Raw genomic sequence first — 17,415 nt, 5'->3', positions numbered from 1 at the left:
GGATGAATGGATTCAACCGATTTCTAGAAGAGAAGGTTATGCCGTTTGCAGGGAAGATTGCCGCTCAAAGACATTTACAAGCATTGCGTGACGGAATTGTTTTAACCATGCCTCTCATTATCGTCGGTTCACTGTTTCTCATTTTAGCCAACCTTCCGATTCCAGGATACAGCGATTTTATGGCAAGTGTCTTCGGAGCCGAATGGGCCACGAAACTATCCTATCCTGTGAATGCCACCTTTGACATTATGGCACTTGTTGCGACCTTTGGGATCGCGTACAGGTTAGCTGAAAAGTATGCAGTCGATGCACTGTCATCTGGTGCAATTGCTGTCGCAGCTTTCCTCCTAGCCACACCTTATCAAGTACCGTTCACACCTGAAGGATCAACAGAAGCTATCCTAGTGAATGGCGGTATTCCTGTCACACTGATGGGCAGTAAAGGGCTATTCGTTGCCATGATTATTGCCATGCTTTCCACCGAAATTTACCGCTTTATTGTACAGCGGAATATCGTCATCAAAATGCCTGATGGTGTACCGCCAGCAGTTAGTAAATCGTTTATCGCACTTATTCCAGGTTTTGTGGTCATCACGCTGATCTGGGTCGCTAGGCTTCTGATTGAGATGACACCTTTTGAGAGTATTCATAATATCATCACGGTCTTAATCGGCACACCACTATCCATTCTTGGTGGAAGCTTAGGCGGAAGTATCGTTGCCATTGGTGTGCAAATGCTCCTCTGGGCATGTGGTATTCACGGAGCCACCATTGTCGGAGGAGTCATGGGTCCGATTTGGCTCGGTGCGATGGATGAAAACCGTCTTGCCTTCCAAGCAGGAGAAGTGCTGCCGAATATTTTCACAGCGCAGTTCTTTGAAATCTTTATCAATGTCGGCGGAAGCGGCGCGACGCTTGCTTTGGTACTGACCATGATCTTGCGTGCGAGAAGTAAACAAATGAAACAGCTTGGCCGTCTTGCGATTGGGCCAGCCATCTTTAACATCAACGAACCGATCATTTTTGGAATGCCGATTGTGATGAACCCGATGCTTCTCATTCCGTTTATCCTTACGCCAATTATGATGATCATTACCACATATATCGGAATGAGCACAGGACTTGTAGCAAAACCGGCAGGGATCGCTGTCCCGTGGACAATGCCGCCAATCATTTCAGGCTATCTCGCAACAGGTGGAAAAATCTCTGGCGCGGTCATGCAGCTGATTAACCTTGCCTTGTCATTTGCGCTATACTATCCATTCTTTAGAATGTGGGATAAGCAGAAATTGAAAGAAGAAAATGAGCTTGAAGCAAAAGCATCAACAGATGAAAATGTCGTCAGCATGTAATAGAGGGAACAAGGGGGATGCGGCCGATGGAAATGGAACAAATTGTGTTTCAACTCATCTTGCACGGTGGTAATGGCAGAAGCTCGGCCATGGAGGCCATTACATGTGCAAAGCAAGGCAATTTTGATGAGGCGAAGCAAAAATTGCAGGAAGCACAAGACGCGTTAAATGAGGCGCATCACGCACAGACAGAGCTGATCCAAGGAGAAATCAGAGGAGAGAAAACCGACGTCAGTCTCTTGATGATTCATGCACAGGATCATTTGATGAACGCAATGACTGTCAAGGAGCTTGCAGCTGAAATCATTGAGCTCCATGAAAAAATGAAGCAATTCGGAGGTGTCAATTCATGAAAGACGGAATCAAAATTGTCACAATAGGCGGTGGATCAAGCTATACGCCTGAGCTCGTCGAAGGGTTTATTAAACGATATCAAGAATTGCCTGTAAAGGAATTATGGCTTGTGGATATTGAAGCAGGTCAGGAAAAGTTGAACATCGTAGGTGCCCTTGCAAAACGTATGGTCGAAAAAGCAGGTTTGCCGATTGAAGTGCACCTCACTCTTGACCGCCGGGCAGCTCTGAAAGATGCGGACTTTGTCACGACACAATTTCGTGTAGGACTGCTCGAAGCCAGAGCCAAGGATGAGAGAATTCCGCTTAAATATGGCGTCATTGGACAGGAAACGAATGGTCCAGGCGGGTTATTTAAAGGTCTACGCACCATTCCAGTCATTCTAGACATCGTGAAGGATATGGAAGAGCTTTGCCCAGATGCCTGGCTGGTGAACTTTACAAATCCAGCAGGCATGGTCACAGAGGCGGTGTTACGCTACACGAATCTGAAAAAAGTGGTCGGTCTATGCAATGTGCCGATTGGAATCAAAATGGGCATTGCGAAAGCGCTGGATGTCGATGTCGAACGCATTGAAGTACAATTTGCAGGCCTCAATCACATGGTCTATGGCTTAGATGTGTATTTAGACGGGGTCAGCATTATGGATCAAGTGCTCGATGAATTAGGAAATCCAAATAGCCAGTGGTCCATGAGGAATATTGAAGCGAAAAACTGGGAGCCTTCTTTCGTGAAAGGCTTAGGGGTCATTCCATGTCCGTATCATCGTTATTATTATAAAACGAAAGATATGTTGGAGGAAGAACAAAAAGCGGCTCAAGAAAAAGGAACAAGAGCAGAGGTTGTGCAGCAAGTCGAGCAAGAACTATTTGAGTTATATAAAGACCCAGATTTATCGATTAAACCGCCGCAGCTCGAAAAAAGAGGCGGGGCTTATTACAGCGATGCAGCATGTAATTTGATCAGCTCCATCTATAATGATAAACATGACATTCAACCCGTAAATACAGTGAACAGAGGAGCGATTGCCAGCATTCCGGCCGAATCAGCGGTTGAAGTGAACTGTATCATTACAAAGGACGGACCAAAACCAATCGCGACAGGTGATCTACCTGTGGCTGTGAGAGGACTCGTTCAACAAATCAAGTCTTTCGAGCGTGTGGCGGCTGAAGCAGCTGTGACAGGAGATTACGAGACGGCTCTTGTCGCCATGACCATCAATCCACTCGTTCCATCTGATGAAATTGCAAAGCAAATCTTAGATGAAATGCTTGAAGCGCACCGTGAATATTTACCGCAGTTCTTCAAATCAGTAAATGCTTAAAATAAAATGGCCCCTTTATGGGGTCGTTTTTTATGATTTTTTCATATGGAAACCGGAGAAAGCAGTGTATGATAGAAAAAACAACATGTACTGCTTCAAAGAAAGGACGGTTAGAATATGGTGGCAATTGGGTTAATGCTTTACGGCTTTATCGTTCAACCTCTACTTAGTTACGGCACAGTGGTTTTGTTTTTGTATGGAATCATCGCTTCATTTATTGGCCTGATTCGGCATAGACAGGATGTGTGGATGTATGTTCTCCGCCTGCTCGTTTGTTTTACTATTCCAGTAACCAATCTGTTAATGTATTTCGCAACCATCGGTGGAGATGAAAGAGACTTTGATTTCCAGCCGATGCCGCCAGTTTATCATCTTGTTTTTATCCTAGAAATCATCATCGTCTTTTTACCAGAGATCTTTTTAATGATCGAGAGAAAGCGGAGTATCAAAGGGAAACAGTGGATATATGCAGGGGCCATTGTGGGGATATCGGTCTTGTTTTGGTGCACGATTTGATGAGAGGCTGACTGACATCTAAGTCTTTTTCGCCTTTTTGTTGCGTAACCTCTTTCGCCTCACCTTTACAAAAGTAATGGAAAGAACAAAGATAGAAATCCCGAGAAACTTAAATAGAAAACGGGTGAAGAACGGTGAATCGTCGAAACCTGTAGCGATGATGATCGATCCGATGCAAATCCCAAAGAACGCAAGTAAATAAGTAAAAAACATACCATCACTCCTTAAACGTGGAATAGATCCATATTTTCCATTATGAGGTAGTGGAGGAGATCAAGAAACAAAAAAAGAACCCTTCATCAGATGAAAGGTTCTTTCGCTTGCTTATGCCTGCTTGACAACCGAATCGACTTCTACTGTCCAGCCGAAGATGTCTGGCCGAGTTCCTTTTTGGATTCCGGTAATCGCTTCGTACAATTTCTTCGATACTTCGCCTGTTTGACCATTTTGAATGACGTATGGCTGATCGTGATAAATTAATTCACCGACAGGAGAAATGACGGCTGCCGTTCCTGTTCCGAAGATTTCTTCAAGTTCACCTGACTGATGTGCTTCAATTAACTCATCAATTGAAATTTTACGTTCTGTCACAGGGATTTCCCAATGCTTTAACAGCTCAAGCACAGAATTCCGTGTGATCCCTTCTAAAATGCTGCCATTCAGTTCAGGCGTCACGATTTCTCCATTGATTTTAAAGAAGATATTCATACTACCGACTTCTTCAATGTACTTTTTCTCGATGCCATCAAGCCACAGGACTTGTGAAAATCCTTTCGTTTCAGCAACTTGCTGTGCTTTCAGACTTGATGCATAGTTTCCAGCTGTTTTGGCATTTCCTGTTCCGCCTTTAACAGCGCGGACAAATTCGTTTTCCACCGCAATTTTGACCGGATGGATGCCTTCTTTATAATAAGAACCTACTGGAGATAAAATGATGATCAGCTTGTAGGTGCTTGACGGTGCAACACCTAAATAGGGCTCAGTAGAAATAATGAATGGTCGAATATACAAAGAAGTGCCCTCTGCATCAGGTACCCAATCCTTATCAATGCGAATGAGTTCATTTAAGCCTTCTAAAACCGTTTCTGTATCAATTTGTGGGATACATAGGCGGTCATTTGATCTGTTTAAGCGTTCCATATTTTTTTCGGGACGGAATAAGAGAATCTTTTGATCCTCAGACACATACGCCTTCAAGCCTTCAAAAACAGATTGGCCATAATGATAAACCATAGAAGCTGGGTCCATTGGAATCGCCTGATAAGGGATAATTCTCGGATCATACCAGCCTTTATCAATTGAATAATCCATCACAAACATGTGGTCTGTGAAGATTTTTCCGAATTCAAGTTGATCAGATTGAGGTTTTGGTTTTTTTGTTGAACTAAGTTCAACGCGGATGGGTTGTTTTGGCATCGTAAATCTCCTTGCTGTTTGATTATTTGAAAATTCTAATAATATTAAATAATTATGATTCTATTCTATACCTTCACAAAATATTAGCAATAGGTTTTCTGGAATTCAGACAAGAAAAATCTGTTAAAGCGCTTTCCTCCTCTCTGTCGTGGTTTTACTGAAGTTTCCGCTTAGAAATAAAATCCAATTTAATTATTAACTGATTAATCTGACAATTTAAAAGCGATTTGTTTTCCTGTAAGATATTCTTTCAACCATACACCTTTTGACTAGTACATTGCAAGGGGCATTGCCATATTTTAATCCTCTTTTTTTTAACCGATAAAGGTAGAAGAGAGTGGAAGGGAGCAAACAACGAGATGAAACGAATGATATCAGGTGCCTTTTTGATTTTATTGATGACCGCTATTAGTTTTGGCTGTCAAGCGATGACGGAGGAGGCTGGTGCGAAGCAAGGTACTGCCTATTATGTCGCAGCAAATGGGAACGACAAATATCCAGGGACGAAGCAAAAGCCTTTCCGTACGTTGAAAAAAGCGACAAGTATCGCGAAAGCTGGGACAACAGTTTATATGAGAGGCGGTACATACAAAGAGAAATTGATTGTCCGCCACTCTGGAACAAAGAAAGCACCAGTTGTTTTTCAAGCGTATGGAAAAGAGAAGCCTGTCATTAGCGGAGCATCTCTTAAAGGAAATCAAGCAGACGGTGGTCTTGTGAAGATTGATCAAAAAAGCTATATCACCCTGAAAGGGCTGACAGTCGGACATATTAAAACGAATAAAGAAGATGTGACACCCATCGGTATGTTCATCACAGGCAGCGGCAAAGGCGTCAAACTGCTTAACAACCGTGTGTACGACATTCAGACGACACATCAAAATGGGAATGCTCATGGCATTGCGGTCTATGGAACGAAAGCACCAGCAGCCATTGAAGACATCGAAATCAAAGGAAACACTGTGGAAAAGTTAAAGCTGGGTTTTAGTGAAGCCCTTGTGCTAAACGGAAACGTTAAAAAATTCCGCGTGACACATAATACAGTCCGGCATACGGACAATATCGGGATTGATTTAATTGGTTTTGAGAATGTCGCACCTTCTAAAAAGTATGATCAAGTGAGAAATGGTGTCGTATCTAGAAACAAAGTTTATGAGATTACGAGTGTTGGGAATCCAGCGTACGGCAAGGACATCTCCGCAGGAGGAATCTATGTGGATGGCGGGAAAGACATCGTGATCGATCATAACATCAGCCATCATAATGACCTTGGGATTGAGGTCACAAGTGAACATAAAGGGAAGATGGCCGAACGCATTCGCATTGAGCACAATCAAGTATATTTAAATCGTTATACAGGCATCTCCATTGGCGGCTATGACAAGAAGCGGGGCGGAACCACAAACACGACCATCTCCCATAATATTTTGTACAAAAATGACACAGCCGGCTTAGAAGGCGGTCAATTGCTCATGCAATATCAATCGGTGAACAATCGAATCACGAATAATATCATGACAGCTAGTGCCTCGCATTACTTAGTCGTGAATCTCTACGAATTGAACAAGAAAAATACATTCCAAAAGAATGTCTACGATGACCGCAAAGGTGCAAAAGCCTCACAGTGGGTATGGCGCGGGAAATGGCTGGAAGGCTACAAAACGTATCGCTCGAAAAGCGGTCAAGATAAAGGATCAGCTCACCTCAATCCCCAATTTGTGAATGAGAAAAAATATGATTTCCGTCTTAAGGCATCATCACCTGCTAAGAAAATCATCGGCAGTTAAACAAGGCATTCGGTGCAAATGATCATTTTAGAAATTTTCAAAAAAGTCATTGACATTGATGAGACATCACATTAAAGTAAAGAAGACATTCCAACTAAAACAAATTTCATAACGGATCTCTTATCAAGAGAGGCAGAGGGACTGGCCCTATGACGCCCAGCAACCGTTTCTATTTAAGAAATTGGTGCTAATTCCTGCAAAGCTGTTACAGCTTTGACAGATAAGAGAGGAAGACTTCCCGATACATGTTTCATGCAACGGTGATCAAGCCTCTCTTTATCAAGAGAGGCTTTTTTGATCTCTTTTTTTAGAATCAAAAGACTGGGTTCACAGGCATATTTCCACTTTTTTACCTAGTTTTCCGATGTGAAAAATAAAACAACTTGAGGAGGAACAGCAATGAAACGTAAATATTGGACATCATCTCTTGTATTATTGACGGTCCTGACCGTGCTATTATCTGGCTGCGGTACGGGATCAAGCGCAGGCTCAAAAGCCAATGCAAACGAAAAGGTCTCTTTTGACAATGTCCCGAAGCGATTTGCAAAAGGACAGGGAGCAAAAATTAAAGTCATCCGTAAAATTGGCGGGGACGATCATACCGCTCAGTTTTTAGCAGGAACGAAGGCAGAAGGGGAAGCGCTAGGCTTTACAGTAGATGTCTACACGGCAAATGGTGATACGGCGAAGTTTCATGATGCCATTTCTCAAGCACTAGAAGAAAACTATGATGGCTTTATCATCTCTCATGGGGATGATGAGGCGACAGTCGCTGATGTGAAGAAGATCACAGCGAAAGGCATTCCGGTTGTGGCGTTTGATTCAAATCCGAAGCTGAAGGATATCAAAGGGGTCACAGTGACGTCTCAAGATGACGAGCAATTAGCGAAAAAATCATTAGATGCACTCGTGGCTGATTTTAAAGGAAAAGCAAATATTGCGTATCTTTGGGTAGACGGATTCCCTCCAATGGTGAGACGAAACAAGGTGTACCAAGAAACGCTCAAACAGCATACAGGAATCAAGGAACTTGACCGATTTGGCGTTGCGGCCTCTGATACATCAGTTCAAACACAAAATGCGGTTGCGGCGATGCTGAATAAATATCCAAAGGGTAAACTGGATGCGATTTTTGCCACGTGGGATGCATTTGCGATTGGTGCCGCAAGAGCTTTAAAAGAAGCAGGGAGAACCGAAGTGAAGATTTACGGTATTGATGTATCTAATGCCGATCTCCAAGAAATGACTGCGAAAGACAGTCCTTGGAAGTACACTGCCGCTGTCGATCCGAAGCTCATTGGCGCAATCGACGTAAGGATTCTTGCGAAGAAACTAGCTGGCGAGAAAACGCCATCTTCCTATGACCTTGAGGCCTCTCTCATTTCACAAAAGCAACTTCAGGATGCAGGAAAGGCCATCAATATGGTCAATCTTGCAGATGAAGTAAAAGGATTCGGATCATCGACTGCTTTTGAAGAAGACTGGATGAAAACCTTGAAGAAGCATTATGCAAAATAAACAACGTGCACTCTCTTTTCATAGAGGGTGTTTCGTTTTTCAATTGACGATCAGGAGAGAAGGAGGACACCTATGACAACGCCGCTTGTTCATATGAAAAACATCTCGATTGAATTCCCAGGAGTCAAAGCGTTAGATCAAGCAAATTTCACATTAAAAAAAGGCACAGTCCATGCCCTGATTGGGGCGAACGGCGCTGGGAAGTCAACGTTAATGAAAGTTCTCTCTGGTGCTCATTCACATTTTGAAGGAACCATCCACATCAATGGCGAGGCGGCGACCATTCATACACCGAAGGATGCGGCCTCATACGGTGTGCAGACCGTCCATCAAGAAGTGGATACAGCTCTAGTGCCATATTTAAGTGTTGGCGAAAATATGATGATTCATGAAATTGAGAAAAAACCATTCGTCCGTTGGAAAGAGATTCACCGCAAGGCAGCACAACTGTTACAAGAGATGGACATTGACATCTCAACGAAGCGTCTTGTGAGTGATTTGACACTGGCAGAAAAACAAATGGTGCTCATTGCCAAGGCTGTGTCGATCAAATGCAGCATTTTAATTTTAGATGAACCAACCGCTCCACTTAGTCATGCAGAAACAAGCAAGCTATTCTCAATGATTCATCAATTGAAAAAGAACGGCACAGGCATCATTTTTATTTCGCATCGCATGCCAGAAATTTTCAACATCTGTGATGAACTGACTGTGATGAAGAATGGAACCGATGTGGCGGCGCACCTCATTAAAGAAACCGATCCAAAGCAGGTCATTGAAGAAATGCTTGGCGCGCCATTAGAGGATCAATTCCCATCCCGTACACCGCTAGAGGATGCACCGATTGTGCTTGACGTGAAAGAGTTGCATGACCAGCATAAATTAAACAACATTCATCTTCATGTGAAAAAAGGAGAAATTCTCGGGATTGCAGGACTAGTCGGTGCTGGTAAAACAGAATTGTGCAAAGCCCTATTCGGCGCCTCAGAAAAAAAGTCAGGCACTGTGCAGCTGAATGGTCAAACCATTTATATCAAGTCGCCTCATCACGCTGTGAGAGCGGGTATTGCCCTTGTGCCTGAAGAACGGAGAAAAGAAGGGATTCTAACAGAAGAAACTGTTGGATGGAACGTAACAGCTGCAAGTCTACGTTCGTTTACACGGCCGTTCAGCTTCTTACATCGTTCTAAGGAACGGAAGGCAGCAGATGGAATCGTCAAGCGGCTTGGCGTCAAGACACCTTCTCTTGAAGCGAAGGTGAAGCATCTATCTGGTGGAAATCAGCAAAAGATTGCGATTGGTAAATGGCTGTTGGCTGAGGCAGATGTCTATCTCTTTGATGAACCAACCAAAGGCGTAGACGTTGGAGCAAAAAAGGACATTTTCTCTCTCATTGCAGAACTAGCTGAAAGAGGAAAAGCGGTTATTTATGCTTCAAGTGAGCTTTCAGAAATTGCAGGAATCGCCGACCGAGTATACGTCTTATATGATGGCAGCATTGCCCGGGAAATGACGGCACCAATGACTGAAGAAGAGCTTTTATATCATTCAACAGGAGGACAATCATGAGTGAACGACAAGTTTCAGCCCCAGTTCAACAAATCAAGAAACAGCGGCCATCCTTTCATCTGTTTGATTTCTTTTATCAATATGGCACCATCTTAACGATTGTCGTATTGATTGTTGTCTTTGCGGCAGCCAATCCGGCATTTTTACAGTCAGGAAATATCATCAACATTTTACGATCGATCTCGATTGTAACCATCATTGCAGTAGGGCTGACGATCTCATTAGCAGTGAATGGCTTTGATTTATCTGTAGGCTCAGTTGCAACGTTATCAAATGCAATTGTGATCTCCATGTTTGTATGGTTCTCGCAAAACCCACTCATTGCGATCCTTTCTGCGCTGGCGGCGTCTCTTATTGTCGGTTTGCTGAATGCTTGGATGATTGTCAAAATGAAGATTCCAGATATGCTCATGACACTAGCCATGATGTTTATCATTCAAGGGCTGGCACAAACCTATACGAAAGGTGCGACCATTTCTGAAAATATGGTGCTGCCTGATGGCACTTTTTCAACTGGCACCATCCCTGCCTTTTTCAGCAAGATTGGGCAGGTCCCCTATATCATTTTGATTATGGCGGCCATTGTGCTTTTTGCACATGTTTTTATGACTTACACAAAGCATGGGCGATTGATGTATATCATTGGTGGAAATAAAGAAGCCGCTCGATTGTCTGGTATTCATGTGAACAAATACAAAATCGCAGCATATCTGTTGTCTGCCTTATTTGCGGCGATCGGTGGTATCGTGCTGGCATCAAGGGTGATGACAGCAGAAATTAACGCAGGAACGCCATATTTAATGGATGGGGTAGCTGCTGCTTTTATCGGGTTTTCAGTCATGGGAGCAGGTAAACCAAACGCATTCGGTACGTTTATTGGTGCGGTGCTCATCGGTATTTTGCAAAATGGACTTGTGATGATGTCTGTCCCGTATTATGCAATGGATATCGTGAAAGGATCTGTACTTGCACTGGCACTCGCGCTGACTTATTACAAACAACGGGGCTAAGATGTATTTTTTTAAAACCATTTGCGTCCTCTCTCCGTCTAGTAAACGGAAAGCAGTGTAACAGCTGTTTGCCAAAAGGAGATGACAAAAAGAAATGAATATGTCAGCAACTCATGTAGAAGATTTGAAAAGTGTCATGGAAGACTGGAAAAATGAATTATTAGTATATAAATTTGCATTAGATGAAATGGATACAAAGTTTTCGATTATTAGTCAGGAATATAATTTAATCCATGGACACAACCCAATAGAGCATACAAAATCACGGATCAAATCCTTTGAAAGCATCGTGAATAAACTAGCGAGAAAAGGATGTGACATCACCACACAATGTGCCAAGGAGTACATACATGATATCGCTGGTGTCCGCATCATCTGCTCGTTTATTCAAGATATCTATAACATTATTGATGTTCTGAGGCAAAGAGAGGATTTAAAGATCCTTGAAGTGAAGGATTACATTCAGCATCCGAAACCAAATGGCTATCGAAGTCTGCATTTAATTGTTGAGATTCCTGTTTACTTAACGAATCGTGTGGAGCATGTGAAGGTTGAAATTCAGGTGCGGACCATTGCGATGGATTTCTGGGCGAGCCTCGAACATAAAATCTATTATAAGCTGCAAAACGATGTTCCTCACCAGCTCACCGATGAACTAAAGGAAGCGGCAGATATCGCTCACTACTTAGATGAAAAAATGCAAAATATTAAACGAGAAATTGATTAACCAATAAAAAGAGTAGCTGTTTTGAATGACAGCTACTCTTTTCAGTCTTATTAAGGGTTGGTGCCTCGATCTCTCTTTTGAATGATCGTACCGTCATCTTGCGATTGTGCAGACGGGCTGCCTTTTTGTGTAGAAGTGCCAATCCAAACACCTGTGAACAAGAGCGCAAAAATCGCACTTGAGATCAGCCATTTTTTCATCATACATCACTCCATCTTCTTAACAAGTTTTGAATGACAATGCCTTGTTCTGAAAATAAATTGCTTCTTTCGGAAGACCATTTTCAGTTAAGTAGGCGGCTACATCCTGACAGATAGCCTCAAGATCAACAAGGAAATTCATAGATTCTAATTGATCACAATAAGAAATGATCTGCTCAATCATGTTGTTTGGCTGGAGCATCAATGTTTCTAAAATGGATAATTTAAGTGAAATGTTTCGTTGTTTTAAATTTTCTGCTTTTTGAAGTGAAAGCTGTACATAATAGTGGAACAAACCAGGCATTTTCAGCTTAAATAACGCTTTCGTGTAGGCATACAAGGCCAGTAAATAACCGCCTGGAGAAGAAGTTTCGAATGCCTCAATCAATAAAGCCTTTTCTAGGAGCGGCACAGCTTCACTGTATTCACTTCTTAGACTTTTAATAAAGGCTGCATTGCAATATGCGTGACCAAGTAAATCTGGATCCTCCATCTGTTCTAGTGAGTGAATCACCTGTCCAAACAAAGTTTCTGCCTCTTCATATTTCGATTGATCCGCATAATTCAGAGCAAGCATCATTTGACAGCTGATTGATTTTTTCACATAACATGGATCTGCGTCGTAAATAGACGAAGCCTTTTTTAAGTGGTGGATGGAGAGAAGTGTGGATCTTATATTATAGTATAGACAGCCTGTTTTATAATGGAATTCTGCTTTTTCAATGTCATCATGTACGAGATCTAATTTATCCTCTGCCAATTTCAAATGGTGAAATGCTGAATCTTGATTCCCTCTGCGCATTTCATACATGCCTTTAAAGAAATAGAAATAGTAGCTGAGCATATCATCTGTACGAATCGCATTTTCATCCACAAAAAGACTGTGATCTAACGAAGCTGTATCTTCGACTAAATCTTTGAAACGGTATTCTAAAAGTTGATAGTAGAGTAAGACGTCTTGATTCTCTTCCATTCGATCAAATGCTTGAAGAATCTCTTCTTTTAGCTGTATGGCTTCTTGTATGTCTCTTTTTTTCATCAAGACATACCAGTCATTTAGCATATTAGCTACATCAACGGATGACAAAACACCTGTTTCTGCCAATTGGTATCCTCCTTTCTTCACCTATTCATTTCTGCTGATTCTTATTTGTCTGAATCATCTTTCCATATTAAGTATCTTCTTATATTTTAAGCGGTCTATCTCAATTTGTAAAACATGTTTTTTGATGTAAATTCAACCAGTAGTGAAAAAAATAGGGAGTAATCATCAAATTGTATACGCTTACATTTTTTAGGTAAAAAGAGGATATTGAAAAAAATATATCAGGATATCAATAGGGAAAGAGAGACAGTGAAAGAGGGTTTTTTCATAGGTGAGAAAGAAGTGGTATTGATAAAGGGGTGTTCTCGGTTTTTTGTGAGATTATATCACATGAATATTGTGAAACATGCTTCTTTCAGAATAAAATGAGTTATTCGCAAAAAAGTAAAATTTAAAGAGACTATCGATCTAGAATTGTATGGATCTTTGGTATTGATAAAAAATATCACACAGTATAGCTTTAGCGTGGTATAGTAAGATTGTTATTGCGAATATTTAGACAAAACTGACAATTGGGGGTCGTGTTTTATGAAGAAATCGATGTTACTGATCATGGGACTAATTGTTGTGCTCGTCATGGCAGCCTGTGGTTCAAAATCAGACAGCGGTTCGGGAGAAGGCAAAGGCACATATAAAATCGGGATAGATGTAACATATCCGCCATTTGAATTTGAAAAGGGCGGTAAAACGGTGGGAATAGACGTTGATTTAATTAACGCCATTGCGAAAGACCAAGACTTCAAAGTGAAGCTTGAAGCAATGGATTTCTCAGGGATTATTCCAGCGATGCAAGCAGGTCAGCTTGATGTTGGAATGGGTGGTATGAGTATTACAGATGAGCGTAAAAAGAAAGTGGATTTCTCAGATCCATACTTCGACGCTGGTCTGACAGTTGTTGTGAAAAAGGACAGCAGCATCAAATCGATTGATGATTTAAAGGGGAAAAAGCTAGCTGTTAAAAATGGGACAACAGGTGCAAAATTTGCAACAGATAACGCAGACAAATATGGGTATGAAGTAGTTCAATTCAATGACAGTCCATCTATGTTCCAAGAAGTATCTAACGGAAATGCAGATGCTTTAATTGAGGATTATCCTGTCATTACGTATGCGATCGCACAGCAAGACTTGAAATTGAAAACAGTTGGAGATCGCTTGAATGGAGACCAATACGGGATCTCAGTGATGAAGGGGAAAAACCAGGACTTATTGAAGAAAATCAATAAAGGGCTGGAAAACCTAAAGAAAAACGGTGAATATGACAAAATTATTGAGAAATATTTGAAGTCATAACACAAGCGAGGCGCGCTCAGAGCGCGCTTTCTTTATGTGTCAACCGTATGTGAATTAGGGAGGGAGAAACATGGATACGATTGTTAATGCATTTCCGTATTTAATGGATGGTTTGCAAACCACTTTATATATCTTTGTTGTTGCTATCATTTTAGGTTTTATCATCGGGTTGATTGTGGCGCTATTCCGCCTGTCACCATTTAAAATCTTGAACTTTATTTCACTCGTTTTTGTCAATGCCATTCGAGGTACGCCATTTATCGTACAGCTATTCTTCATTTATTTTGGGCTAAATACACTTGAATTCATTTCACTTGACCGAGTGCCTGCAGGGATTATTACAGTAGCGATTAACGCAGGAGCTTATTTCTCAGAAATTATTCGTGCAGGGATTCAGTCCATTGATAAAGGACAAACAGAAGCCGCACGCTCTTTAGGATTTACAGGTGGACAAAACATGCGTTTTATCGTCCTTCCACAGGCATTCCGCCGTATGCTTCCAGCCATTACGAACCAAGCCATCATCAGTTTGAAGGACACCTCTCTCTTATCGATTATCGGTATTGCTGATATCATGCAGCGGGGACAAGTTCAAGCATCGGCTACCTTTGATCCTTTGAATGTCTGGCTCATTGTCGGTGTCATTTATTTCGTGATCATTTATTTACTTTCTCTACTGGCTAGCTACGCAGAAAGGAGATTTGATGTGAAATGAGTATGATTACGGTGAAAAATTTGAAAAAATCCTTTGGTGATAACGAAGTCTTAAAGGATATTAATGCAGTCATCGAGGAAAAAGAGGTTGTATGTGTCATTGGTCCTTCAGGATCAGGGAAAAGCACATTTCTAAGATGTCTCAATAAATTAGAGGATATTACCGCTGGGGAAGTTGTTGTCCACGGACATACGATTACAGACCCAAAGGTGAATATCAATAAAGTACGACAAGAAGTTGGCATGGTGTTTCAGCATTTTAATTTATTTCCTCATAAAACCGTGTTAGAAAATATCACGATCGCACCGGTGAAAGTAAAAGGAATGGAGAAAAAGGCGGCAGTCGATAAAGCATTAGACTTGCTTGAAAAGGTCGGCTTGAAAGACAAGGCCAAAAGTTACCCTAACCAATTATCTGGTGGACAAAAACAGCGTGTTGCCATTGCAAGAGCCTTGGCGATGGACCCGAAAGTGCTCTTATTCGATGAGCCGACATCTGCTCTTGACCCTGAGGTTGTTGGGGATGTATTAGCTGTTATGAAACAATTAGCAGTCGAAGGAATGACGATGATTGTCGTCACACATGAAATGGGCTTTGCAAGAGAAGTGGGAGACCGCGTGATCTTTATGGATGGCGGATATATCGTCGAAGAAGACAAACCAGAAGCACTCTTTGGAAACCCACAGCACGAGCGTACCAAATTGTTTCTTAGTAAGGTGCTATAAAAAAAGAGTAAGGGCAGGTGTGCTCTTACTCTTTTTCTTTGTGACGAGAATGAATATACCGATTCGCATGCATTTCCTAGGAAATATTATCGTTGGAAGAACTCAATCCACTCTTGGTCTGGCCCTCGGAAAAAGAAGTAGCAATAGCCATTGGGTAATGTTGTGATTTCTTCATCTATTAGCTCAATTTGCAGCTTTTGAATACGGTTGAATTCCGCGTGGATATTATCTGTTGTGAAGGCGAGATGGTGGACCTTTCCTTCAGATGGAAGGTCACTGCTATACCCTTGAATGAGTTCAATTTCCGTTTCCGCTTCGTCTTTAAAGCCAAGAAAGGCAAGTTCAATGACTCCGTTTGTATGAGTGATGCGATCCTTTAATTTCATGCCCACCACTTTTTCATAAAAATCAATGGACTGATCAATATTTGTCACCATAATCCCTGTATGATCTAAGCGTAATGTTGTCAAAAAAGAGCCTCCTCTATGTCGAGTTGATATTTTTCTCCTCATCTTATCATAATAGAAGTAACGTATACATTCATATGGTAGGATAGAGAGAGTCAATTTAGGATAAGGATGACACAAATGAAAAAAATCTCATTAAAACAAACATTTGCAGAACAAGTGAAAAAGGGATATCCGCTTATTTCAAAAGATGCTGTGTCGCGTGTGAACGGTGTACAGGAAGGCGAGCTCATTGAATGGGTAGATGAAAGAGGCTCTTTTTTAGGGAAAGGATATTATGGTGTGCAAAATAAAGGCATCGGTTGGGTACTTTCCTTTGACGCTAACGAAAAAATAGATCAGGCCTTTTTTGTTTCTAAACTTGAACAGGCATCCAAAAGCAGAACGCATCTATTCCGTGATGCACAGACGACGGCTTTCCGTGTGTTCAATGGGGAAGGGGATGGAATTGGTGGAATCACGATTGATTATTATGATGGATTCTATCTCATCCAATGGTATAGCGAAGGTGTTTATACATTAAAAGAAGATGTATTGGCTGCGATTGAGCAGGTGTACCCTGACTATAAAGGCATTTATGAAAAGAAACGATTTGATACGTCTGGACAATATATCGAGGATGACGATTTTGTAAAAGGGGAGAAAGGTGAATTTCCTCTTATCGTCAAAGAAAATGGGATGAACGTGGCGGTTTATCTAAATGATGGTGCGATGACAGGTATTTTCCTTGATCAGCGTCATGTGCGAAAAGCAATTCGAGATCGCTATGCAAAAGGAAAGACCGTCCTTAATACGTTCTCTTATACCGGCGCTTTCTCTGTAGCAGCAGCGCTTGGCGGGGCAAGCCGTACGACAAGTGTAGATGTTGCAAACCGCAGTTTGAAAAAAACATCTGAGCAGTTTGAAGTGAATGGCATTGATGTAGACGGGCAGGATATCAAAGTCATGGATGTCTTTAAATATTTCCCGTTTGCGGCGAAAAAAGGCTGGAGCTATGATGTTGTGATCTTGGACCCACCATCCTTTGCACGAACGAAGAAACACACATTCAGTGCAGCGAAGGATTATAAGAAACTATTAAAAGAAGCCATCCAGATCACAGCTGAGAACGGCGTCATTGTGGCGTCAACCAATAGCAGTGCATTTGGGATGAAAAAGTTTAAAGGATTTATTGCACAGGCCTTTAAAGAATCTGGGAAAACGTATCGTATTCTTGAGGAATATACACTTCCTGAGGACTTCCGTACAACGAAAAATTATCCTGAGGGGAACTATTTAAAGGTTGTCTTCATCCAAGCATAAGAAAAAGCCATTTTCCGATAAGGGGAAATGGTTTT

17 protein-coding genes and 1 riboswitch are annotated in these 17,415 nt (G+C 41.7%); of the genes, 13 read left to right on the top strand and 4 right to left on the bottom strand.

Features of this window, described 5'->3' with window-relative positions; genetic code table 11:
• Positions 1-2: 2 nt before the first annotated feature.
• The 4 genes from celB (at position 3) to ACNO7B_RS17775 (ending at position 3,546) form a co-directional block, all read left to right on the top strand.
• The gene (gene celB / locus ACNO7B_RS17790) at positions 3-1,352 is read left to right on the top strand and encodes a PTS cellobiose transporter subunit IIC (RefSeq protein WP_007497888.1); all 1,350 of its coding nucleotides are present in this window, start codon (positions 3-5) and stop codon (positions 1,350-1,352) included.
• A 26-nt stretch (positions 1,353-1,378) separates the two neighbouring features.
• Positions 1,379-1,705: a PTS lactose/cellobiose transporter subunit IIA gene (locus ACNO7B_RS17785; protein ID WP_008345561.1), complete on the top strand. Its 327-nt coding sequence runs from the start codon at positions 1,379-1,381 to the stop codon at positions 1,703-1,705.
• Positions 1,702-3,030, top strand: coding sequence for a 6-phospho-beta-glucosidase (locus tag ACNO7B_RS17780; RefSeq protein WP_410684224.1), 1,329 nt, complete (start codon positions 1,702-1,704; stop codon positions 3,028-3,030). The genes ACNO7B_RS17785 and ACNO7B_RS17780 overlap by 4 nt, the downstream gene beginning before the upstream one ends.
• Before the next feature lie 117 nt (positions 3,031-3,147).
• Entirely contained in the window at positions 3,148-3,546 is a 399-nt protein-coding gene (locus ACNO7B_RS17775) for a hypothetical protein (RefSeq protein WP_057078885.1), read from the top strand.
• 324 nt (positions 3,547-3,870) lie between these two features.
• On the opposite strand, the gene ACNO7B_RS17770 is transcribed toward ACNO7B_RS17775, so the two are convergent.
• The gene (locus ACNO7B_RS17770; protein ID WP_417901780.1) at positions 3,871-4,962 is read right to left on the bottom strand and encodes a branched-chain amino acid aminotransferase; all 1,092 of its coding nucleotides are present in this window, start codon (positions 4,960-4,962) and stop codon (positions 3,871-3,873) included.
• A 359-nt stretch (positions 4,963-5,321) separates the two neighbouring features.
• Here ACNO7B_RS17770 and ACNO7B_RS17765 point away from each other — a divergent pair, with 359 nt between their 5' ends.
• The 5 genes from ACNO7B_RS17765 (at position 5,322) to ACNO7B_RS17745 (ending at position 11,573) form a co-directional block, all read left to right on the top strand.
• Positions 5,322-6,749 carry a right-handed parallel beta-helix repeat-containing protein gene (locus ACNO7B_RS17765; RefSeq protein WP_417901779.1) on the top strand — a complete coding sequence of 476 codons (1,428 nt, stop codon included), beginning with the start codon at positions 5,322-5,324 and terminating at the stop codon, positions 6,747-6,749.
• 117 nt (positions 6,750-6,866) lie between these two features.
• Positions 6,867-6,976: riboswitch (SAM riboswitch) on the top strand.
• Between the two features lie 172 nt (positions 6,977-7,148).
• On the top strand, positions 7,149-8,267 hold the full coding sequence (locus ACNO7B_RS17760; RefSeq protein WP_007497873.1) for a sugar ABC transporter substrate-binding protein: 1,119 nt from the start codon (positions 7,149-7,151) through the stop codon (positions 8,265-8,267).
• Between the two features lie 72 nt (positions 8,268-8,339).
• The gene (locus tag ACNO7B_RS17755) at positions 8,340-9,836 is read left to right on the top strand and encodes a sugar ABC transporter ATP-binding protein (protein WP_417901778.1); all 1,497 of its coding nucleotides are present in this window, start codon (positions 8,340-8,342) and stop codon (positions 9,834-9,836) included.
• A complete protein-coding gene (locus tag ACNO7B_RS17750) occupies positions 9,833-10,846 on the top strand; it encodes an ABC transporter permease (RefSeq protein WP_017368303.1) in 1,014 nt (337 codons plus the stop codon). Before ACNO7B_RS17755 ends, ACNO7B_RS17750 begins: the two co-directional genes overlap by 4 nt.
• Positions 10,847-10,940: 94 nt before the next feature.
• A complete protein-coding gene (locus ACNO7B_RS17745; RefSeq protein WP_007497867.1) occupies positions 10,941-11,573 on the top strand; it encodes a GTP pyrophosphokinase in 633 nt (210 codons plus the stop codon).
• 50 nt (positions 11,574-11,623) lie between these two features.
• On the opposite strand, the gene ACNO7B_RS17740 is transcribed toward ACNO7B_RS17745, so the two are convergent.
• The gene (locus ACNO7B_RS17740; RefSeq protein ID WP_017368302.1) at positions 11,624-11,773 is read right to left on the bottom strand and encodes a hypothetical protein; all 150 of its coding nucleotides are present in this window, start codon (positions 11,771-11,773) and stop codon (positions 11,624-11,626) included.
• Positions 11,774-11,792: 19 nt separating this feature from the next.
• Positions 11,793-12,878 carry a tetratricopeptide repeat protein gene (locus ACNO7B_RS17735; RefSeq protein ID WP_417901777.1) on the bottom strand — a complete coding sequence of 362 codons (1,086 nt, stop codon included), beginning with the start codon at positions 12,876-12,878 and terminating at the stop codon, positions 11,793-11,795.
• A 528-nt stretch (positions 12,879-13,406) separates the two neighbouring features.
• On the opposite strand from ACNO7B_RS17735, the gene ACNO7B_RS17730 reads away from it, so the two are divergent.
• From ACNO7B_RS17730 to ACNO7B_RS17720, 3 genes are all read left to right on the top strand, one after another.
• Positions 13,407-14,171 (top strand): transporter substrate-binding domain-containing protein, encoded by a 765-nt coding sequence (locus tag ACNO7B_RS17730; RefSeq protein WP_007497862.1) that lies wholly within the window; start codon positions 13,407-13,409, stop codon positions 14,169-14,171.
• A 70-nt stretch (positions 14,172-14,241) separates the two neighbouring features.
• Complete coding sequence (locus tag ACNO7B_RS17725; protein WP_007497860.1) at positions 14,242-14,886, top strand: amino acid ABC transporter permease; 645 nt, start codon at positions 14,242-14,244, stop codon at positions 14,884-14,886.
• Positions 14,883-15,611: an amino acid ABC transporter ATP-binding protein gene (locus ACNO7B_RS17720; RefSeq protein WP_007497858.1), complete on the top strand. Its 729-nt coding sequence runs from the start codon at positions 14,883-14,885 to the stop codon at positions 15,609-15,611. Before ACNO7B_RS17725 ends, ACNO7B_RS17720 begins: the two co-directional genes overlap by 4 nt.
• Before the next feature lie 86 nt (positions 15,612-15,697).
• Here ACNO7B_RS17720 and ACNO7B_RS17715 read toward each other — a convergent pair whose 3' ends face one another.
• A complete protein-coding gene (locus ACNO7B_RS17715; protein WP_008345541.1) occupies positions 15,698-16,081 on the bottom strand; it encodes a VOC family protein in 384 nt (127 codons plus the stop codon).
• A 117-nt stretch (positions 16,082-16,198) separates the two neighbouring features.
• Between ACNO7B_RS17715 and ACNO7B_RS17710 the strand changes: the two genes are divergently transcribed.
• Positions 16,199-17,380, top strand: coding sequence for a class I SAM-dependent rRNA methyltransferase (locus tag ACNO7B_RS17710; protein WP_019743483.1), 1,182 nt, complete (start codon positions 16,199-16,201; stop codon positions 17,378-17,380).
• Positions 17,381-17,415 lie beyond the last annotated feature (35 nt).

The sequence above is a fragment of the Bacillus sp. AK25 genome (assembly GCF_048270685.1).
GTDB classification, from domain to species: domain Bacteria; phylum Bacillota; class Bacilli; order Bacillales; family Bacillaceae; genus Bacillus; species Bacillus altitudinis.
The sequence above is the reverse complement of the archived record's forward strand: the minus strand, read 5'-3'. Positions and strand labels throughout refer to the sequence as shown.